This is a genomic window from Terriglobales bacterium (assembly GCA_035454605.1).
Classification (GTDB): Bacteria; Acidobacteriota; Terriglobia; order Terriglobales; family Acidobacteriaceae; genus DATMAB01.
Genome location: DATIGQ010000067.1, coordinates 1 through 19,666 on the forward strand (window position 1 = coordinate 1; position 19,666 = coordinate 19,666).

17 protein-coding genes are annotated in these 19,666 nt (G+C 65.1%); 8 read left to right on the plus strand and 9 right to left on the minus strand.

Going from position 1 to position 19,666, the window contains the following annotated elements:
• Positions 1-228 (plus strand): DNA/RNA helicase domain-containing protein (locus VLE48_04665; GenBank protein ID HSA92281.1); only part of this gene is annotated, 228 nt, incomplete at its 5' end.
• A 128-nt stretch (positions 229-356) separates the two neighbouring features.
• Here VLE48_04665 and groL read toward each other — a convergent pair.
• Positions 357-2,021, minus strand: coding sequence for a chaperonin GroEL (gene groL, locus VLE48_04670; protein HSA92282.1), 1,665 nt, complete (start codon positions 2,019-2,021; stop codon positions 357-359).
• Between the two features lie 118 nt (positions 2,022-2,139).
• A complete protein-coding gene (locus VLE48_04675; protein HSA92283.1) occupies positions 2,140-2,484 on the minus strand; it encodes a co-chaperone GroES in 345 nt (114 codons plus the stop codon).
• A 271-nt stretch (positions 2,485-2,755) separates the two neighbouring features.
• Here VLE48_04675 and VLE48_04680 point away from each other — a divergent pair, with 271 nt between their 5' ends.
• On the plus strand, positions 2,756-3,202 hold the full coding sequence (locus tag VLE48_04680; GenBank protein ID HSA92284.1) for a carboxypeptidase-like regulatory domain-containing protein: 447 nt from the start codon (positions 2,756-2,758) through the stop codon (positions 3,200-3,202).
• Between the two features lie 82 nt (positions 3,203-3,284).
• Here the strand turns inward: VLE48_04680 and VLE48_04685 are convergent, their stop codons facing one another.
• Both VLE48_04685 and VLE48_04690 read right to left on the minus strand, forming a co-directional pair.
• Positions 3,285-4,973, minus strand: coding sequence for a hypothetical protein (locus VLE48_04685; GenBank protein HSA92285.1), 1,689 nt, complete (start codon positions 4,971-4,973; stop codon positions 3,285-3,287).
• A gap of 129 nt (positions 4,974-5,102) precedes the next feature.
• On the minus strand, positions 5,103-6,803 hold the full coding sequence (locus tag VLE48_04690) for a hypothetical protein (GenBank protein ID HSA92286.1): 1,701 nt from the start codon (positions 6,801-6,803) through the stop codon (positions 5,103-5,105).
• A gap of 235 nt (positions 6,804-7,038) precedes the next feature.
• Between VLE48_04690 and VLE48_04695 the strand changes: the two genes are divergently transcribed.
• The gene (locus tag VLE48_04695) at positions 7,039-7,872 is read left to right on the plus strand and encodes a methyltransferase domain-containing protein (GenBank protein HSA92287.1); all 834 of its coding nucleotides are present in this window, start codon (positions 7,039-7,041) and stop codon (positions 7,870-7,872) included.
• Here the strand turns inward: VLE48_04695 and VLE48_04700 are convergent.
• On the minus strand, positions 7,869-8,621 hold the full coding sequence (locus tag VLE48_04700; GenBank protein HSA92288.1) for an ABC transporter permease: 753 nt from the start codon (positions 8,619-8,621) through the stop codon (positions 7,869-7,871). The genes VLE48_04695 and VLE48_04700 overlap by 4 nt on opposite strands.
• On the minus strand, positions 8,618-9,583 hold the full coding sequence (locus tag VLE48_04705; protein ID HSA92289.1) for an ABC transporter ATP-binding protein: 966 nt from the start codon (positions 9,581-9,583) through the stop codon (positions 8,618-8,620). Before VLE48_04705 ends, VLE48_04700 begins: the two co-directional genes overlap by 4 nt.
• A gap of 95 nt (positions 9,584-9,678) precedes the next feature.
• Here VLE48_04705 and VLE48_04710 point away from each other — a divergent pair, with 95 nt between their 5' ends.
• Positions 9,679-12,396, plus strand: coding sequence for a protein kinase (locus VLE48_04710; protein HSA92290.1), 2,718 nt, complete (start codon positions 9,679-9,681; stop codon positions 12,394-12,396).
• 14 nt (positions 12,397-12,410) lie between these two features.
• Here VLE48_04710 and VLE48_04715 read toward each other — a convergent pair whose 3' ends face one another.
• Both VLE48_04715 and VLE48_04720 read right to left on the minus strand, forming a co-directional pair.
• Entirely contained in the window at positions 12,411-13,979 is a 1,569-nt protein-coding gene (locus VLE48_04715; protein HSA92291.1) for an AMP-binding protein, read from the minus strand.
• Positions 13,980-14,007: 28 nt separating this feature from the next.
• A complete protein-coding gene (locus VLE48_04720; protein ID HSA92292.1) occupies positions 14,008-14,253 on the minus strand; it encodes a glutaredoxin family protein in 246 nt (81 codons plus the stop codon).
• Positions 14,254-14,458: 205 nt separating this feature from the next.
• Here VLE48_04720 and VLE48_04725 point away from each other — a divergent pair, with 205 nt between their 5' ends.
• From VLE48_04725 to VLE48_04740, 4 genes are read left to right on the plus strand one after another with little or no spacing between them, the layout of a single operon-like run.
• The gene (locus tag VLE48_04725) at positions 14,459-15,211 is read left to right on the plus strand and encodes a TlyA family RNA methyltransferase (protein HSA92293.1); all 753 of its coding nucleotides are present in this window, start codon (positions 14,459-14,461) and stop codon (positions 15,209-15,211) included.
• Positions 15,208-16,065, plus strand: coding sequence for an NAD(+)/NADH kinase (locus VLE48_04730; protein HSA92294.1), 858 nt, complete (start codon positions 15,208-15,210; stop codon positions 16,063-16,065). The genes VLE48_04725 and VLE48_04730 overlap by 4 nt, the downstream gene beginning before the upstream one ends.
• Positions 16,066-16,122: 57 nt before the next feature.
• Positions 16,123-17,805 (plus strand): amidohydrolase, encoded by a 1,683-nt coding sequence (locus tag VLE48_04735; GenBank protein HSA92295.1) that lies wholly within the window; start codon positions 16,123-16,125, stop codon positions 17,803-17,805.
• Between the two features lie 21 nt (positions 17,806-17,826).
• Positions 17,827-18,684, plus strand: a complete 858-nt coding sequence (locus VLE48_04740) for an alpha/beta hydrolase (protein HSA92296.1) — start codon at positions 17,827-17,829, stop codon at positions 18,682-18,684.
• A 60-nt stretch (positions 18,685-18,744) separates the two neighbouring features.
• Here VLE48_04740 and lysA read toward each other — a convergent pair.
• A partial coding sequence (gene lysA, locus VLE48_04745; GenBank protein ID HSA92297.1) for a diaminopimelate decarboxylase occupies positions 18,745-19,666 on the minus strand: 922 nt, incomplete at its 5' end.

A 19,666-nucleotide genomic window follows, 5' to 3' on the forward strand; every position in this document is an offset into this window, starting at 1 on the left:
GGTAGCTGGTTAACGAGAAGGTTTGTCGGTAGCGAATGGAAAGCGCTCAAGAATGCTAGGAAGCGCGAATACCTGTTCAATTCCTACCGTGTTCTTCTGACGCGGTCGCGTCAGGGAATGGTGATTTGGGTGCCGGAGGGAAGTGCAGACGACAAGACCCGCTCACCCAAATGGTATGACGAAACTGCGGACTTCCTTCAATCCACCGGAATTCAGGTAGTCAACTAGCAATTCATGGACCCGTTTGTCCTCCGTGTCTCTGTGTCTCCGTGGTGAGAAGAAACAAAAAGGCCCCGCATTTCTGCGGGGCCTTTGGTTTTCACTGGCTACTGGCAACTAGCCACTAGCCACCGTCTTTAGTACATGCCTTCCATTCCGCCGCCGTGACCGCCGGGACCCATCGGAGCTTTCTTCTCCTCGGGGATCTCGGCAACCATCGCTTCCGTCGTCAGCATCAACGCGGCGATGGAACCCGCGTTCTGCAAAGCGGTCCGGGCGACCTTGGTGGGGTCGATGACGCCGGCCTTCACCAGGTCCTCGAACTCGCTGGTCTGGGCGTTGTAGCCGAAGTTGGGGTTGGAGTTCTCCCGAACCTTGCCCACGACGATGGCGCCCTCTTCGCCGGAGTTCTGCACGATCTGCCGCAGAGGCTCTTCGAGCGCGCGCTTCACGATGTTCGCGCCCACCCGCTCATCGTCATCCAGCTTCAGCTTGTCGACGGCCGCCACGCAGCGCAGCAGAGCCACGCCGCCGCCGGGCACGATGCCCTCTTCCACGGCAGCGCGCGTCGCGTGCATGGCGTCCTCGACCCGGGCCTTCTTCTCTTTCATTTCGGTTTCGGTCGCAGCGCCTACTTTGATCACCGCCACGCCGCCCACCAGCTTCGCCAGCCGCTCCTGCAGCTTCTCGCGGTCGTAGTCGCTGGTGGTCTTGTCGATCTGGGAGCGGATCTCCTTCACCCGGCCCTCGATCTCGCTGGACTTGCCCCGGCCCTCGACGATGGTGGTGTTGTCCTTGTCGACGGTCACCTTCTTGGCGCGGCCCAGGTCGGCCATCTGCACGTTCTCCAGCTTGATGCCCAGGTCCTCGGTGATGGCCTTGCCGCCGGTCAGCTTGGCGATGTCCTCCAGCATGGCCTTGCGGCGATCGCCGAAGCCCGGAGCCTTTACGGCCACAGCCGCCAGCGTCCCGCGCAGCTTGTTCACCACCAGGGTGGCCAGCGCTTCGCCTTCCACGTCCTCGGCCACGATCAGCAGCGGCTTGCCTGACTTTGCGATCTGCTCCAGCAGCGGCAGCAGGTCCTTCATCGACGAGATTTTCTTCTCGTGGATGAGGATGTAGCAGTCTTCCAGCACCGCTTCCATGCGCTCCGGGTCGGTGACGAAGTAGGGCGAGAGGTAGCCGCGGTCGAACTGCATGCCCTCGACCACTTCCAGTTGCGTCTCCATGGTCTTGGACTCTTCCACGGTGATGACCCCGTCCTTGCCCACCTTCTTCATGGCCTCGGCGATGATGCGGCCGATGGTCTCGTCGTTGTTGGCGGAGATGGTGCCCACCTGGGCGATCATCTCGCCGGTCACCGGCTTCGAGAACTTGTCCAGCTCGCCGTTCACGCGGTTGCCTTCCTTATCCAGCTTGCCGCAAATGGCTTCGATGGCCCTCTCGATGCCGCGCTTGACCGCCATGGGGTTGGCGCCCGCCGCCACCGTCTTCGCGCCTTCGCGATAGATGGATTCGGCCAGCACAGTGGCGGTGGTGGTGCCGTCGCCGGCCACGTCGCTGGTCTTCGACGCAACCTCGCGCACCATCTGCGCGCCCATGTTTTCCAGCGTGTCCTTCAGCTCGATTTCCTTGGCTACGGTCACGCCGTCCTTGGTGATGGTCGGCGAGCCGAACTTCTTTTCCAGAATCACGTTGCGACCCTTGGGGCCCAGCGTCACCTTGACCGCGTTGGCCAGGGTGGTGACCCCGCGCAGGATCGCCTGCCGCGACTCTTCTCCGTGTACGATCTGCTTTGCCATCTTTCGCTTCTCCTCTGAGTTGTGGATTCTCGATGGTTCTGAACTCGTTTGGGCCGTGTTGCCGATACCGGCCGTGAGCTCCTAGTTGCTAGCTTCTAGCTAGACGCTAGTGGCTGCCTTACTTGCGTGCTCCGGCCAGCTCCTTCTCCTTGCTCTTGCCGGCGCCCGCGCCCTGGAGGATGCCCAGCACTTCCTCCTCGCGCATAATGACGAACTCTTCGCCGTCGATCTTGATCTCCGTGCCGGCGTACTTGCCGAACAGGATGCGGTTGCCCGGCTTCACGTCCAGCGGAAACACCCGGCCTTCCTCATTCGACTTGCCTTTGCCGACGGCGATGACCTCGCCCTCCTGCGGTTTCTCTTTGGCCGTGTCGGGGATGATGATGCCGCCACGCACCGTTTCCTGTTCCTCCACCCGGCGGACCAGGATGCGGTCATGCAGGGGAGTCAGCTTGGTTGTCATTGCTTTGCTTCTCCTTTCAAAGTGAAGAATTAGAACCAAATCCTCAGCGAACGCAGATTGGGGAACCGCTTCCACGCCCGAATCCGACCGGAGCGTCGCAGCCTCGTATAACCCACGCTGAAACCTGTAACTGCCTGATTTCAAGGGGCAGGACGGCTGTTAGCACTCCATCCGGTCGAGTGCTAACTATAAGGAAGGGAGGCCCCTTCTGTCAAGCCGAGGGGAGTTTCGTGGCTGACGCGGTGAGGGACCGGCGCTACAATGTCAAGCGATGCCGATGCGAATCTCCGGTTTGATCATGATAGCCGTGGCGGCCGTGTTGGCGGTGGTGCCGGCGGCGGCGGAGAAGCAGTACTCGGACCTCAGCTTTCGCGTGGTGAAGAAGGCCAACGGCAAGCCCATCCGCAATGCCAGCGTGATCCTGCACCTGGTAAACAAGGAGGGAAAGCAGGAGCGCGGTGGGTTCCAGGTGAAGACCGACCGGGAAGGGAAGGCCAACTTCCCGGGAGCACCCTACGGCAAGCTGCGGATCCAGGTGCTGGCCAGCGGATTCCAGACCTTCGGGGAAGACTTCGACATCAACCAGCCCACGCACGAATTCACCTTCGAGATGAATCCGCCGCAGAAGCAGCACTCCATCTACGATCAGGCGGAAGAGAAGAAGGAAGACAAGAAGCCAGAAGAGAAGGAAGAAGCGCAGAAGAGCGCCCCGCAGTAGCTGTAGCTCATTCCCGCCACGGAAGTTCCCGAAGGTTCCACCAAAAGCCACAGATGCAGGTCCGGGAAGTCCCGGCCGCGCCTTACGGGAGGTCGCTCAGGCGGCAGACCGCGAGCGTGCGCGGGCCCTGGATGGAGCGGGTGGAAGTGTTCGGGAAGCGAGTGCAGGACAGGGAGCAGTCGTCCCCACACTCGGCGATGACGTAGCCGACACCGGCGGCGGCCAGGCGCTCGCGAATCTGCGTGCGTTCTTCCGGAGAGGCGGACCCGTAAGCGTCGAGTTGGTCGGTGGGCATCTCGACGGCGACCTGCACACGAGCCAGGCGGGCGGCGCTGGAGTTCCACAGGGCGTCGCCGAAGATGGCGATGCGGTCGCCGGGTCGCGCTCCCAGGCGCTGGAGCTCGGCTGCGGCCTGGAGATAGACGCCCTCCGGCCGCTGACGGATACGGCGCAAGTCCTCGGGCATGCGCGCGAGAAACTGCAGGCCGGAAGCTACCAACAAGGCCACGACTCCCATGACCTGAAGTCGTCGCAACGGACTTTCCACAGGAAAGCGCAATGCGGAGAAGGCCGCGGTCCAGAACAGCACCAGGAAGGCGGCCACGTAACGGCGTTCGACGTGGACGATACCGTACATACTCAGAGCGGCGAGCGCCGGCAACCACAGGAACCAGAGTTCGCGCAGTCGCCGGGCCAGGCCACGCCGCGCTCCGATCGCGAGCAGCATTAACCACACCATCATGAGGTCGAGGCGGCTGGCGAACAGCAGCAGGTAGAGCCAGGCGTTGAAGCCGAGGGCACGGAGCTGATCGCCCAAGTCGAAGCGCGGCGCCAAGCCCCGGTTCCAGCGCGCGGGATCGAACCAGACAGGGTAGGTGATGCCGGGAGCGTCGGCGAATTCGTAGACGTCGGGGTGTTCGTAAATGCGGCGGGAAACGTGCTGGGGAGCGCCCGTGTCCGGCCGTCCTTGCCAGTGAGTGAAGGGGACGCGGTTGACATGGAAGGAGTAGTTCAAGCGGCCGCTTTCGCCCAGGGTCAACTTGCCGGTGTGGGTCGAGATGATGGCGACCCAAGGCAGAGCGACGGCCAGGAAGCACAGCACCGCGAGTAGAGTCCTTCGCCAAGTGCGAGGAGCAGGCGAAGCAACTGCAGCCACGCCGAGGAGCACCAAGGCCAGAGGGAACATGGCCGTCTTGGCCAGATAGCCGAGCCCAAGGACCACGCCTAAGGCGGCGTAGGTGCGGGCCTGGCCGGCGCAGATGCGAAGCAGCAATCCAGCAGCGAGGAAGACGAAGCAGGAGAGCAGCAGGTCGGGGTTTTCGATGCCCAGGCGGTTCAGTTCGAGAGAGGACCAAAGGAACAGGTCGAAACCAAGCAGAAGCCAGGCGACCTCCGGCAGGGAAGTTAGGCCGGGTGTGGCCGACCGGGCGGCGCGCCACTCCGCGAACGATCGCCAGAAATAGAAGAACGATACCAAGGCGAGAAGGTAGAGGGTTGCCGTGGCGAGAGTTTGCGTGGCGAAGTCCCACTCGGGTGTGCCTGGGCCGAGGCGGAGCGCGAGGGCCAGGATCCAGGAGTAGAGCGGGCTCCAGAAGGCGTTTACGGCGCGAGCGAAGTCGCCGCGAGCGTAGAAGGTTGCGATGTCGAGGTAGGAGAGGTTGTCACCGCCACCGATACCGCGCGCGGCAAGAGTGCGCAAGAGGCCGAGGGCGAGAGCGGCCGAGTAGAGCGTGAGGCGGAGACGGGCGGTCGGAATGGAAGCCGCGGGCATGCGGGGAGGTAGTCTACGCAATTCACCTGCTATCGGCGATGGGAGATTGCCGAATTGCCGAGCGCGGAATTGCCGACGTGGCAGCCGGCAACAAGATTCGCAGGATTGCGAGTACCCAGTAAGAACCCTCTAGTGGCGGAAGGCGTCGAGTTCGCAGACGTAGAAGCTGCGCTGATCGGCGGAGGCCAGGCGGGAAGTGTTGGGGATGCGGGTGCAGGCGGGGGGCGGCGCGCACTGGCCGCAATCGGCGACCAGCAGGCGGATGCCGAGAGATGACGCCGCGTCCATGACTGCGGCCTGGGTCGCGGGATCGGCGGACCAGAAGGCGGGGGCTTCGGTCCAGGGGATCTCGGCGGCGATCTGGACGCGCGCCAGGCGCGCGAGCGGGGCGTTCCAGAGCGCGCCACCCAGCATGAGGATGCGGTCGCCGGGGCGGGCGCCGCGGCGCTCGAGCTCCTGGGCCACGCGCCAGTGGACGCGCTCGGGGCGCTGGCGGATGTCGCGCAGCTCGGCGGGCAGATTGGCGGCAAGTGGAGCGAGAGTCGCCGCAAACACCAGCACCGAGAGCGCGGTGGCGGCTCGGAACAGCTTTTCCTGGGCGGGGAAGCGCAGAGAAGAGAAGACTGCCGCCCAGACCAGCACCACGAATACGGCGATGTAGCGGCGCTCCAGGTGGACAAGGCTGTACATGACCAGGGCAGCGGCGGCGGGCAGGAGCAGGAACCAGCCGCGCGCCAAGCGCTTGATTCCAGACAGGCCGCCAGCAAACAGCAGCACCAGGCCGGCGAGCGGCAGGTCGGGGCGGATGCGAAACACGGTCCAGACATGGGGCAGGGTGGTACGCAGCACATTCCACTGTTGTGGCCAATCAAAATGTGGACGGATGCCCTGGTTCCAGTAAGAGGGGTCGTACCAGGCGGGGAAGGTCCCGGGCACCGGCTCCGCGAATTCGTAGAGCGCGGGCTTGGAAAACATCTGGCGGGGAGAATGCGCAGGACTCCCGGAACCCGGCGGGGAGCCCTGCCAATAGAACATGGGGGCGCCGTTGACGTGCCAGGCGTAGTTGATAAAGCCACTCTCGCCGATGGCGAAGCGGCCCTGGTGCAGGGAGATGGCGGCGATCCACGGAGCAGCAATCGCGAGAAAGCATACTGCAGTGGGAAGGAAGCGGCGCAGCCGATCGCGAGACACACCTACCAACCGGACCGCCACCAGAAGAAACACCGCGGAAAGCGGAAGCATGGCGGTCTTGGAGAGATAGCCGAGGCCCAGCGCCGTTCCCAACAGCGCGAAGTTGTGCCGGGCGAGATCACCGGCGCGCAGGCGGGCCAGCACTCCAGCGGCAAGATAGACGCAGCAGGCCATGAGCAGGTCGGCAGGATTGAAGGTGAGCCGGCCGAGATCGACGGTGGTCCACAGGAAAAGCGCGTAGCCGAGCAGGAGCCAGGCGCTGGGGGGCAATCCGGCTGAGTTGGCATCTCGCTCCGCGACTTGCCCGGAATCGAGCGAGCGCCAGAAAAAGAGGAAACAGAGAATCGCGATCAGGTAAATGCCAAAGCCCAGAAAACTCACCGCCGTGAACTCCCAGTCGGGCGAGGGGCGAAGGAGCGCCAGCCAAGCAGCCAGCAGCCAGGAATAAAGAGGGCTCCAGAAGGCGTTCACGGCCTGGGCGAAGTCGCCGCGGGCGTAGAAAGTGGCGATATCGAGGTAGGAGACGCTGTCACCGCCCTGCAGGTCGCGATAGGCGAGGGTGCGGATGAGGCCGAGGGCGACGGCGAAGGCCAGGAGAAGAGGGTGGAGCCAGCGGGGCGGTTTTGCGGAGGGCGACAAGTTCGGGAGCTCGGAAGGCAGCACGCGGCGTCGAGTTTAGTGCGCCGGATGCGAAATGAAAAATGCAAAAGACAAAAGGAACAATTGAAGGTGAGAGCTCCCACCCTGTCGCTCCAACGACAGGAGCGACAAGGGTGGGGCACCCAGCATCCAGCAGTGGCACCCGCAGTAAAGGATTCTCCCATCAGAACGTAATCCGCTAGAATCTGTTCCGCCTCTCCTTCCCAAAAAGCCAATGCCACAGGACGGCTGGGATCCGGCCCAATACGAGCGCTTTCGCGCCGAGCGCAGCAAGCCTTTCTACGACCTGATGGAGATGGTGGTACCGCGGGCGGGGATGCGGGTAGTGGACCTGGGATGCGGCATCGGCGACCTGACCCGGGTGCTGCACGAGCGTCTGCGGGCTCAAGAGACGGTGGGCATCGATCGTTCGGCGGCCATGCTGGACAAGGCCGCGAAGCTTGCAGGCGGCGGGCTGAGCTTCCGGCGGGGAGAGATCGAGGAGTTCGCGGAAGAGGACGCCTACGACCTGGTGTTCTCCAATTCCGCGCTGCACTGGGTGCCGGATCATCCAGCGCTGTTGGGGCGGCTGGCGCGGGCTCTGCGGGCGGGCGGGCAACTGGCGGCGCAGATGCCGGACATGTACCGCCATCCCTCGCACCTGGTGGCGGCGGAGGTGGCGCAGGAGTTCCGCCAGGAACTGGGCGGCTACGTCCACCGCGAGTACGTGCTGGAACCGCCGGAGTACAGAGCTATCCTGGAGAGCGCAGACTTCCGGCAGCACAAGGTGGAGGTCCGGTACTACGACCACGAACTGGCTTCACGCAAGGACGTGATGGAGTGGGTGAAGGGCACGCTCCTGGTGCAATACAAGGAACGCCTGACTGTGGAGGCGTATGGGCGGTTCCTGGAACGCTATCGCGAGAACCTGTTACCGCGGTTGGAGGACGCCCGACCCTACGTCTATTCGTACCGGCGGATCCTGATCTGGGGGAAGAAGGCGCAGCGGGCGAAAGTGGTGGAGCTGACGCGGGAGCGGCGCCGGATATCGCGGCGCAAGCCGGCCTAATCGACGGGATTCTTCAGGGCGCGCGCGGCCATCCAGAAAGTGAGCAGAACAAAGGCCACGAAGGCGGCGGCCTCGAGCTGCAGCACGCGGGGCGTACCGGCGCCGTAGGTGTGGTAGCGCAACAAGTCGACCTGCCAGGTGATGGGATTCAGCCAGGCCAGCCATTCAGCCCAGCCGGGGAGGCGGTCGGCGGGATAGAACAGGTTGCTGATGAACATCAGCAACAGGTACATGGCCGAGGTGGTGGTGTGATAGCCGTTGAAGCTGCGGACGCGCACCGAGATCCAGGCGAAGAGGAAGTACCAGCCGGCCATGCCCAGCACCGTCCACAACATCAGTCCGGGCAAAGCACCGAAGCTCACGGGGATACTGAGAAGGGCCCATCCGATGGCGATGCACAGCAGGGCTCCGAGCACGCCAAAGACCTCGTTGGAGAGCAGCTTGCCCAGCAACAAGTCACGGCGGGCGAAGGGATAGGTAAGCATCTCGTGGAAGACGCCGGACTGCATGTCCTCGAAGAAGGCGTAGGAGGAGTTCATGGCCACGCTGAAGGTGACCATGGCCAGCACGGCGGCAAGGAAGAACGTGGGGTAGTCCGTGCCGCCCGCTCCTGTGCCCAGCCAGCGATCGAGGCTGGAGCCGAAGATGACCAGGTAGACAGCGGGCACCAATACGTCCCACAGGGGAATGATGGGATTGGTGAGGCGGATGCGCGACTCCCGGTAAGCGTTAGCGAGGACGAACTTCATTCCGTGCCCTCTTCCTGCTCGGCCGGGCGGGTGCCGTAGAGTTCGAGGAAGATCTGCTCGAGGTTGGCGCCGCGGATCTCAAGGTGGGCGAGCGGCCAGCGCTCGGAGATGCGGGCCATCTTGCGGATCCACTCGTCCTCACTGCCCTCGACGGTCATGACCACGTCGCCGTCGCGCTCCTCCAGGCTGCGCGGCGCGAGTTCCTGGAGGGCGCTGGCAGCATCGAGGGTGGGTTCGGCGAAGCTGAGGTGGATGCGGAACATCTTGCGCGAGAGGGCGCGCAGCTCGCGCAGGCGTCCTTCCGCGATGGAGCGGCCGCGGTCGAGCAGTACCATGCGGTCACAGAGCGATTCAGCCTCATCCAGCAGTTGCGTGGTCAGCAGGACACAGGAGCCGCGGCGGGCGCGCTCGCGGATGGCCTGCACCACGCGGCGCTTGATGAGCGGGTCCATGCCGGTGGTGGCCTCGTCGAGGAAGAGCACGGGAGCTTCAAGCATCAGGGCCTTGGCCACCTGCAGGCGGCGCTTGTATCCGCCGGAAAGCGTGGCGGCGCGCTGCGAGAGCGTTTCCCCCAACTCCAGCACCTCGACGACTTCCTTCATGCGCGACTGGATGTCGGTGCCGGCAAGACCGTGCAGGCGTCCGTAAATGAGCAGGTTGTCGCGCACGGAGAGCAGGGTTTCGACGGCGCTTTCCTGCAGCACAGCGGTGAGCCGGCGACGAGCCTCGAGGGGGCGGGCGACGACGTCGAAGCCGGCAACGGTAGCCCGGCCGGAGGTGGGACGGAGGATGGTGGTCAGGATACGCACGAGAGTGGTCTTGCCGGCGCCGTTGGGACCGAGGAGTCCGAAGATCTCACCGGCGAGGACCTGGAAGCTCAGTCCGTCGAGTGCCGGACGGGAGCCCGATGCACGACGATACACGTGGCGGAGATTCTCGACCTGGATGAGCGGTGTAGACACAAGAAGGCCATCATAGCGCGAGCGGGGAGGGCGGCGCGGGGCAGCCATCGGCGTCCCACTGCTCAACGCGGGCAATGCGATATGATGCACGCGTAATGGCGATTGCGCCGGGGGCCAAGCTGGGGAGTTACGAGGTTGTGGGGCCGCTGGGGGCTGGCGGCATGGGCGAGGTTTTCCGTGCTCGTGACCTGAAGCTGGGGCGCGAGGTGGCGCTCAAGATCCTGCCTGCAGAATTCTCGGGCAGCCCAGACCGTCTGCGGCGGTTCGAGCAGGAAGCGCGCTCCGCTTCCGCCCTGAACCATCCGAACATCGTTACCATCTACGACATCGGGCAGTCCGACTCCAGCTCCTATATCGCCATGGAACTGGTGGAAGGGCGCACACTGCGTGACCTGATCAGCGCGGGACCGCCCGTGCTGAAGAGAGTGCTGCAGGTAGCGGCCCAGATCGCAGACGGGCTGGCCAAGGCGCACGCCGCAGGAATCGTACACCGCGACTTAAAACCGGAAAACGTGATGATCACGCGCGACGGCTTCGCGAAGATCCTGGACTTCGGACTGGCGAAGCTGACGGCAGTGGAGGAAGGAAGCGGCGCCGAGTCGCCCACCCTCGCCGGCCCGTCGACCATCGCGGGCGTGGTGATGGGGACGGCAGGTTACATGTCGCCGGAGCAGGCGCGGGGCGCGGGGGTGGATTACCGCTCGGATCAGTTCAGCTTCGGCTCGCTGCTCTACGAGATGATCACCGGCGAGCGCGCCTTCCGGCGAGAAAGCGCGCCGCAGACGCTGTCGGCCATCATCGAGGACGAACCGCGGCCGGTTGCGGAACTGAACCCCAAGGTTCCGCTGCCGCTGCGCTGGATCGTGGAACGCTGCCTGGCCAAGGATCCGGAGGAGCGATATGCCTCGACGCGTGACCTGGCGCGGGACCTCGCCAGCGTGCGGGATCACTTGTCGGAGACGACCCTGCCGGAAGTGGTGGCGGGCGCCAAGCCTTCTGCGATTCGCTTGCGGTCCCTGGCAAGATTGGCGCTGATTGTGGTGGCGCTCCTGGGCGCCGGGGTCGTCGGCTATCGCTTGGCACGGCCACCGTCGTCCGGGCCTCTTTCCATGCGTGCGCTGACTCTTTCCGGAGGCGACGGCAATCCCAGCGTCTCACCGGACGGACGCACAGTCGCGTTTACCTCCACCCGCGACGGCTCTCCCCGCATTTGGCTGAAGCAACTGGACGGGGGAAGCGAGGTGCGCCTGACTGACGGCCCGGACGCGAGTCCCCGCTTCTCGCCGGACGGTTCGGCCCTGCTGTTCGTGCGCTACAACTTGACGCGAAGGGGTGGAGCCACTCTGCCCATCTTCCAACGCGGGGGAGATTTGTACCGCGTGGCCACCGTGGGCGGCGAGCCCCGCAAGGTTGTCGATGATGTGATCTCAGCGGAGTGGTCCCCCGATGGGCAGAAGATCGTGTTCGTCCGCTGGATTGAGCAGGAAGATTCGAGCATGACCACGTTCGTCGGCTGGATGGATTCCACAGGCGAGAACCTCAAGGAACTGGCCAGCATCCCGCGGACGCAGCTGATTGCGCCCCGTTGGACACCCGATGGATCGTCGGTGGTGCTCACCGACTATCTGTTCGGCATCGGCGGGGTCAGCTCCGACCGCGGCCACATCGCCATTTCTATCCAGACCAAGCAAGTGAGGCGCATTCGTCCTCCCCTGCCCGGAGGCGACCTGTCCGCCCTGGCGTGGTCATCCCGCGATGAGGCCGTCTACACGCAGGCGGAATCGGCGGCACGAGTAGGGGCAGCCACGTGGGGCTCAACACGAGTGGTGCGAGTGAACGTACGGACAGGCAAGGCCGAGGTGTTGTTCTCGATGCCCGTGGTGGCAGACGAAGTCGAGGTGCTGGACCGGGGGCGCCTGTTGTTCACGGCTCGAACCACCCGCGAAAACCTCAGGGACGTTGCCGTGCGCCCTGGGGGGACGTCGCGTTGGCTTACGCGCGGCGACACTAGCGATCGGCAACCGATCGTTTCTCCCGACGGGGAGTGGGTAGCGTTCACGTCCAATCGCAGCGGTAACCTGGACCTGTGGGCGGTTTCTACCAAGACCGGCACGATCCGCAGGCTTACAGATCACGAGGGCGACGATTGGGACCCGGCGTTTCTGGAGGGCGGACGGAAGATCTTGTGGAGCTCGAACCGCGGAGGGCACTTCGAAGTCTGGATGGCACAGGCAGACGGCAGCCAGCCGCGCCAAGTAAGCCAGGACGGCGGCGACGCCGAGAACCCGACCGCGACGCCGGATGGAGAATGGATCGTGTACCAATCGGGAAACCCCAAGAAGCGGGGCCTGTGGAAGATTCGCGCCGATGGATCGCAGGCTTCGCAATTGGTCCACGGGGCAACCGCCTGGCCTGAGATTTCACCCGATGGAAAGTACGCCCTGTATACGGCGCAAATGCCCAGCGGTGGCGCCGTGAGGGTGGTCAGGATCGCTGATGGCCAGACGGTGCCTTTCGAAATCAAGGTTCGCGTTGGCACCGGACGTGCGCGCTGGATGCCAGGCGGAGGCGCCATCGCCTACGTGGACCACGACGACAGGGGTCTGACAGGAGTTTTCGCGCAAGACTTTGTGCCAGGCCAGGATACCTCCAGCTCCCGGCGCATCCTGGTTCCGCCTGACCCAGACCTCGAAGCGGAGTCGTTCGCCTTCACTCCGGACGGAGCGCGCTGCATCGTCGCGATGCTGGAGGCTTCCAGCAACCTGATGTTGGCTGAGGGTGTGCCTGGCGTGGAGCCACCTCGCCGCAAGTAGCGCCGAGCCCGAACTCAAAGCAGGCTGCGCAATTCGCGGCGGAGGATCTTGCCGGAGGGATTGCGGGGGATGGCGGAGACGAAGCGCACCTCGCGCGGCTGCTTGTAGCCGGTAAGGCGCTCGGCCACCCAGCCACAGAGTTCGGCCTGCATCCTGCCGTCGGCGACGTGGCCCTCGCGCAGGATAACGAAGGCGCAGGGAACCTCGCCGGCGACGGAGTCGGGCCGGCCGACCACGCCGCAATCGCGCACCGCCGGGTGCTCCAGCAGGACGGCTTCCACCTCGGCGGGAGCGACCGGGAATCCCTTGTACTTGATGAGTTCCTTGCGGCGATCGACGATATAGAAGAAGCCTTCCCGATCGTGGAGGGCGATGTCACCCGACCAGTACCATCCGTCGCGCAGCACCTGAGCCGTAGCCTCGGGCGCCTGCCAATAGCCCAGCATGAACTGCGGCCCGCGCATGACCAGTTCGCCCACTTCGCCAGCGGGAAGATCGGCGCCGGACTCCTCCACCAGGCGGCAATCGGTGAGCGCTACCGGGTGGCCGATGGACTCGGGGCGGTAGCGCGACTCTTCGAAGAAGCCCATGTGGGTGACCGGGGAGGCCTCGGTCATCCCGTATCCCTGGCGCAAGCGGATACCGGTGAGTTCGGGGAAACGGCGAGCCAGGTCGCGGGCCAGGGGGGCGGCGCCACACTTGGCGCCGCGCACGACGTGCTCCCGAGGGAAGCGTCCTTGTTCCGCAGCCTGGCAAAGCAGGGTCAGGATGGGAGGCACGGTAAACATGTAGGTGATGCTCTCTTCGGCGATGGCGCGCACGGTGGCATCGACGTCGAAGCGGGGCATGAGCACCAGCCGGGCGCCGACGGCCAGGGTGGGGTTGAAGATCACGTTCAGACCGTAGATGTGGTAGAGCGGCAGGAAGCAAAGCATCACGTCGTCGTGTGTGAAGGTGGAGGCTTCGCCGGGCGCCAGCAGCTGATACATGTTGGTGACCAGGTTGGTGTGGGAGAGCATGACGCCCTTGGGCAGGCCGGTGGTGCCGCTGGAGTAAGGCAGCGCGGCCAAAGCTTCCTCCGGCGCGACATTCGGCGAGGGCAACGTGGCGGTGGCGGGCTTCAGGAGGTCGGCGAACGGGCGCGCGCCCGAGGCCGGCTGGCGGGTATAGAAGACCTCGCGCAGGCCGGGCAGGCCGGAGAGGTCCATGCCTGCCAGAAGGGCGCCATCAGAGATGAGGATGGCGGCGCCGGAGTTCTCCAACTGGTAGCGGACTTCGCGCTCGCGATAGCTGGGATTCAGGGGCGTGGGCGCCGCGCCCGCAAGCTGGGCGGCGTGGAAGGCAGCGCAGAACTCCCAGGAATTGGACAGGTAGATGGCAACGATCTCACCCGGCCGGAGGCCGGAGGCGACCAGGCCTCGCGCCAGGCGTTCGACCGTGGCGCCATACTCGGCGTAAGTCATGCGCCGGGAGCAGGTTGTGTCCACCAGCGCGATCCTCTCCGCGTGGCGCCGGCAGGCGTCGAGGACCGTGTCCTGGAGAAAGAGCCCGGCGGGATCGGCGTGGAGCTGGGTGCGAGCCATGTGAGGGAGATTCTAACGGATGCGAGATTCAGCGCTCGAGACGGCGGAGAAAATCGCGCTCGTCCATGCGGTACTTGAAGGCCTTGCGCCCATTGATGAAGACGACGGGGACCTCGTCGGTGAAGCGGTGGCGTAGGGCGGTGTCGGAATCGACGTCGATCTCGCGCCAGGTGAAGCTGCCGCGGCGCTCCAGCTTGGCCAGCGACTCCTTGACGACCTCGCACAAGTGGCACCCCTTGCGGGAGTAGAGCACGACCTCGTGGGGCGCCGGCATGAGCGGAGTGTAGCAAAAGGAGGGCCACTTCGGGAGAAGGTGCAACGTTTGCAGCCCTCGGGATTTCGGCGCGCGGCTCAGACGCCCGCAAGGCGGCTCAATTTCAACAAAGTTGTGCATAAGAATGTGGAAAAGCGGCGCGATAGAATCGCTAAGTGCCGTTGCCATCGTTCGGTTCTCCGGTTTGCACACATCCGAGTGCTGCGTGAAGATCCGTTTGGACAAGTTGCTGGTGGAGCGGGGACTGGCGCCCTCGCGGGAGCGCGCGCAAGCCTTGATCCTGGCCGGCAAGGTGCTGGTGAACGCACAGAAGGCGGAAAAGGCTGGAGCAAGTGTGGATGCATCCGCCGCTATCCGGCTGATGGGCGAAGACCTGCGCTATGTAGGACGCGGGGGGTTAAAGCTGGAAAAAGCGCTGGAGCACTGGAAGATCGAGGTGCGGGGACGCGAGTGCCTGGACGCGGGAGCTTCCACCGGCGGCTTCACGGACTGCCTGCTGCAACATGGAGCGGCGTCGGTCACGGCCATCGACACCGGATACGGGCAGATGGACTACCGTCTGCGGCAGGATCCGCGGGTGCGATTGCTGGAACGCAGCAACGCGCGCTATCTGAAGCCGGACGACGTTGCACCGGCCAGCCTGGTGACGGTGGACGTGTCTTTCATCTCTGCTACACTCGTGCTCCCGGCGGTGGTGCGCTCGGCCTTCCGGGAGGCGAAGCCGCATGTTCCCCACGAGTTGGTGGTGCTGGTGAAGCCGCAATTCGAGGCCGGACGCGAGCAGGTGGGCAAGGGCGGCATCGTGCGGGATGCGGAGGCGCAGGCGGCAGCCGTGGAGAAGGTCCGGCGCAAGGTGGTGGAGCTGGGGGCGACACGGACCGATGTGATCGAGTCTCCCATCCGCGGGGCAGAAGGGAACCGGGAGTTCCTGTTGTACGCCGTATTCGACAAGCCATGAAGACCGTCGGCATCATTTCCAAACCCTACAAGCACGGGGTGGAGCGCATCGCCGCGCAACTGGTGGAGTGGCTGCGTGGGCGCGGGTACCGTGTGGTAGTCGACAAGGAAACGGCGGAGTACGCGGGCGCGGACGAAGCCGTCGCCCGCGAAGAACTGGCGGGACGCAAGCCGGAGTTCGTAGTGGTGCTGGGCGGAGACGGCACCATGCTGGCGGCGGCCCGGGCGCTGGCCAAGGCGCAAGTCCCGATCCTGGGGGTGAACCTGGGCTCACTGGGTTTTCTGACCGAGATTACGCTGCCCGACCTTTATCCCACGCTGGAAGCCGTGCACGAGAAGCGGAGCGCGGTGGAAGCCCGCGCCATGGTGCACTGCCAGTTGGTGCGCGGCGGGGCCTGCCGGGCCGAGTACGACGCCCTGAACGACATCGTGGTGGCCAAGAGCGCGCTGGCCCGCCTGGTGGACTTCGAGGTGGAGATCGACGGCGCGTTCGTCTCCAACTACAAGGCCGACGGCATCATCGTGGCCACTCCCACCGGGTCTACGGCGTACTCGCTGGCGGCGGGAGGGCCCATCCTGCTTCCCGATGTGAGTGCGCTGTTGATTACGCCGGTCTCCTCGCACGCCTTGACCAACCGCCCGCTGGTGGTGCGCGACACTTCCACCATCAGCATCGCGGTGAAGAGCACGCAGGAGGAAGCCTTCCTGAGCGTGGACGGGCAGGTGGGGATGCCGGTCGAGGACGGAGACCACATCGTGTGCCGCAAGTCGGAGGAGCGGGTGCTGCTACTGCGGCTCTCCAGCCGGACCTTCTTCGATGTGCTGCGGGCCAAGCTGAAGTGGGGAGAACGATAGGATAACGGTGAATTGTGAACGGTGAACTGTGAACTGCAGACCCACGGGATCTTAAGAATGCAAACGAACCTTCGAGTTTTTCTTGAAGTCCTTCTGGTCGTCTCCGTGAGCCTGGTGAGCGCAGCGGCGCAGCAACCGCAGGCCGACCTAATCCTCACCAACGCCAAGGTGTGGACGGTGGACGCCTCGCGCCCGGAGGCGGAAGCGGTGGCGGTGCTGGGGGAGCGCATCGTGGGAGTGGGCTCGCGCGCCGAGGTCGAGGCCTGGCGCGGGCCCAAGACGCGCGTGCTCGATCTCCGCGGTCGGCGCGTGGTTCCCGGCTTCAATGATTCGCACCTGCATTTCCAGGGCGGCGGACGGTTGCTGGACCAGGTGAACCTGAAAGACGCGCCCACCACCGAGGAGTTCGTGCGACGGATCGCCGGAGCCGTAGCCAAGGCGCGTCCGGGGGAGTGGGTGCTGGGCGGAAACTGGGACCATGAGAACTGGACGCCGGCCGAATTGCCCACGCGCGACATGATCGATGCGGTCTCGCCCACCACCCCGGTGTTCGTGGACCGCTATGACGGGCACATGGCGCTGGCCAACTCGGCCGCGCTGCGGCTGGCGAAGATCACCGCGCAGACGCCCGACCCGCCCGGCGGCACCATCGTGCGCGACGCCCAGGGGCGTCCCACGGGAGCGCTGAAAGACGCGGCCATGGAGCTGGTGGGGCGCGTCATTCCTCCGCTGAGCCACGAGCTTCGTCTGCAGGCCATCCGCCGGGCGCTCGAACACGCCGCCTCGCTGGGCGTGACCAGCGCCCAGGAGATGAGCGCCGAGTACGAAAGTGTGGCCGTGTATGCGGAACTGGCCGAGACGGGCGAACTCACCACACGCATGTACGCGGCTCCTCCGCTGGAGACGTGGGAGAGGCTGGAGAAAGTGGGGCTGCGGCGGGCCTTCGGGTCGTCCTACCTGCGCGTAGGAGCGCTCAAGGAGTACGCCGACGGCTCCTTGGGCTCGACCACGGCCTATTTTTTCGAGCCCTATGACGACGCACCCAACACGCGGGGCCTGATCGCCGCCGGCATGCGTCCCATCACCCGGGTGCGCGGGCGGATGATCCAGGCGGATGCGGCCGGGCTGCAGCTATGCACGCATGCCATCGGCGACCACGGTATCTCCATGGTGCTCGACCTGTACACGGACCTGGAGAAGGCCAACGGCGCGCGCGACCGGCGCCTGCGAATCGAGCACGCGCAGCACGTGGCGCCCAAGGATTTCGTGCGTTTCCGAGGCTTGCACGTGATCGCTTCCATGCAGCCCTACCACGCCATTGACGACGGCCGCTGGGCGGAGAAGCGCATCGGGCCGGAGCGCATCAAGACCACCTACGCCTTTCGCACCTTTCTCGACGACGGCGTCCGCCTGGCCTTCGGGACCGACTGGCCGGTCGCGCCGCTCGATCCCATGCAGGGCCTCTACGCGGCCGTCACCCGGGCTACGCTCGACGGCAAGAACCCGCAGGGCTGGGTGCCGGAGCAGAAGATCACCGTCGCCGAGGCGGTGGAGGCCTATACCATGGGCTCGGCGTACGCCGAATTCCAGGACAAAGAGAAAGGCTCCATCACTCCCGGCAAGCTGGCCGACCTGGTGGTGCTGAGCGACGACATCTTCTCCATCGCTCCGGAGAAGATCAAGGACGTAAAGGTAGAGACCACCATGGTGGGCGGCCGCATCGTCTACGAGCGCCACTAGGACATTCCACAGGCGGACCGAATGCTCAAGGAAAAGCTGTTCGACACCGGGCCGGTCAAGCTGAACTACGTGGAAGGACCGGACTCGGGGCCGCCGCTGGTGCTGCTGCACGGCATCGGGCACCGCTGGCAGGCGTTCCTTTCGATCATCCCGACGCTGGCGGCGCGCTGGCATATCTATGCCATGGACTTTCGCGGGCACGGGCGCTCCGGCCGCACTCCCGGAGCCTATCGCGGAACCGATTACGTGGTGGATGCGGTCGCCTTCCTGCAAAACGTCGTGAAAGACACGGCGGTGATCTTCGGTCACTCGCTGGGCGGAATCGTGGGCATGTGGCTGGCTTCCAGCCTGGGCCAGCAGGTACGGGGGCTCATTCTGGGAGACAACGTGCTCACCGCGCAGAGCCTGGCGCAGAACGAACATCTGCTCGCACTCTATGGAGCTATCCGCGACCTGGCGCAGTCCGGCCGGCTGTTGGATGACCTGGCGGAAGCGCTGGCCGACATTCGGGTCACGCTGCCGGGCAAGAAGGAGGCGGTGCGCTGGGGGCAGTTCCCGGGGATGGATGCGGCGTTGTTCCGCTTCCTGGCCCAGACCTACAGCCAGATGGATCCGGAAGTGTTCACGGCGCTGTTCGAAGGCCGCGCCACTGACGGCTGGGACGCCGACACCATGTTCCGCCAGATTAAATGCCCGGTGATGCTGCTGCAGGCGAACCCGGCGCTGGGCGGCAGCATGAGCGATGCCGACGTACGCACCGCAATCAGCCTGCTGCCGCGTGTGACCCACGTGCGCATGATCGACTTCGGGCACCTGCTCCACCTGCAGCGGCCGGAACCGGTGACGCGGGTGGTAGTGAATTTTCTGGAGTCGTTGTAAGGAGCCTTCAGCAGTCAGCAATCAGCAATCAGCAATCAGCCAAAACAGACGAGTCGAGCCTCAAAGGTTCTCCCCTCGCATGAGGTCGGCCGATGTTTCCCGGCGGCGGACCAGGCGTGTCGTGCGTCCTTCCACCAGCACTTCCGCCGCCCGCGGGCGCGAGTTGTAGTTCGAGGCCAGCGACATGCCGTAGGCGCCGGCGTCGAGGATGGCCACCAGATCGCCCTCGGCCATTTCCGGCAGCTTGCGGTCGCGGGCCAGAAAGTCGCTGGTTTCGCATATTGGGCCAACCACGTCATAAACGCGCAGCCTGCGCTTCTCCGCAGCGGACGAGACCGGGACGATGGCGTGCCAGGCGTCGTAGAGCGCCGGGCGCAAGAGGTCGTTCATGGCCGCGTCGAGGATAAGGAATCGCTTGCGGCCGTTGCGCTTCACGTAGAGCACGCGGGCGAGGAGCGCTCCCGCAGGTCCGACGAGGGCACGCCCGGGTTCGAGCAGCAGATGCGTGTCCAAGCCGCCAAGCGGAGCCGTGACCGCGCGGGCGTAGGCGGCGAAATCGGTCTGGCCGCCACGCTGGTAAGGGATGCCCAGCCCGCCTCCCGCGTCGAGGTAGCGGATGCCAAGGCCTTCGCTCTTGAGTTGGCGCGCCAGCCGCGCCACGCGAGCCATGGCCGCGCGGAAGGGCGCGACGCTGGTGATCTGCGAGCCGATGTGTACGCTGATGCCGGCCACCGCCAGCCACTCTTGCCGGGCTGCCTGGCGGTAGAGGCGTGATGCTTCCTTAATCGGCACGCCGAACTTGTGCTGGCGTAGACCGGTAGAGATGTAGGGATGCGTGGCTGCAGGCACGTCGGGATTCACCCGCAACGCCAGCGGAGCACGAATGCGGAGGCGGGCCGCCCGTTGGGAGAGCAGCTCCAGCTCGGACGCACTTTCCACGTTGAACAGCAGGATGCCGGCGCGCAAAGCGGCGTCCATTTCC

Bases quoted from the DNA above. Each gene is read 5' to 3' on its own strand.
- groL (HSA92282.1), bottom strand. From the start codon at position 2,021: ATGGCAAAGCAGATCGTACACGGAGAAGAGTCGCGGCAGGCGATCCTG.
- VLE48_04675 (HSA92283.1), bottom strand. From the start codon at position 2,484: ATGACAACCAAGCTGACTCCCCTGCATGACCGCATCCTGGTCCGCCGG.
- VLE48_04680 (HSA92284.1), top strand. From the start codon at position 2,756: ATGCCGATGCGAATCTCCGGTTTGATCATGATAGCCGTGGCGGCCGTG.
- VLE48_04685 (HSA92285.1), bottom strand. From the start codon at position 4,973: ATGCCCGCGGCTTCCATTCCGACCGCCCGTCTCCGCCTCACGCTCTAC.
- VLE48_04695 (HSA92287.1), top strand. From the start codon at position 7,039: ATGCCACAGGACGGCTGGGATCCGGCCCAATACGAGCGCTTTCGCGCC.
- VLE48_04700 (HSA92288.1), bottom strand. From the start codon at position 8,621: ATGAAGTTCGTCCTCGCTAACGCTTACCGGGAGTCGCGCATCCGCCTC.
- VLE48_04710 (HSA92290.1), top strand. From the start codon at position 9,679: ATGGCGATTGCGCCGGGGGCCAAGCTGGGGAGTTACGAGGTTGTGGGG.
- VLE48_04715 (HSA92291.1), bottom strand. From the start codon at position 13,979: ATGGCTCGCACCCAGCTCCACGCCGATCCCGCCGGGCTCTTTCTCCAG.
- VLE48_04720 (HSA92292.1), bottom strand. From the start codon at position 14,253: ATGCCGGCGCCCCACGAGGTCGTGCTCTACTCCCGCAAGGGGTGCCAC.
- VLE48_04730 (HSA92294.1), top strand. From the start codon at position 15,208: ATGAAGACCGTCGGCATCATTTCCAAACCCTACAAGCACGGGGTGGAG.
- VLE48_04735 (HSA92295.1), top strand. From the start codon at position 16,123: ATGCAAACGAACCTTCGAGTTTTTCTTGAAGTCCTTCTGGTCGTCTCC.
- VLE48_04740 (HSA92296.1), top strand. From the start codon at position 17,827: ATGCTCAAGGAAAAGCTGTTCGACACCGGGCCGGTCAAGCTGAACTAC.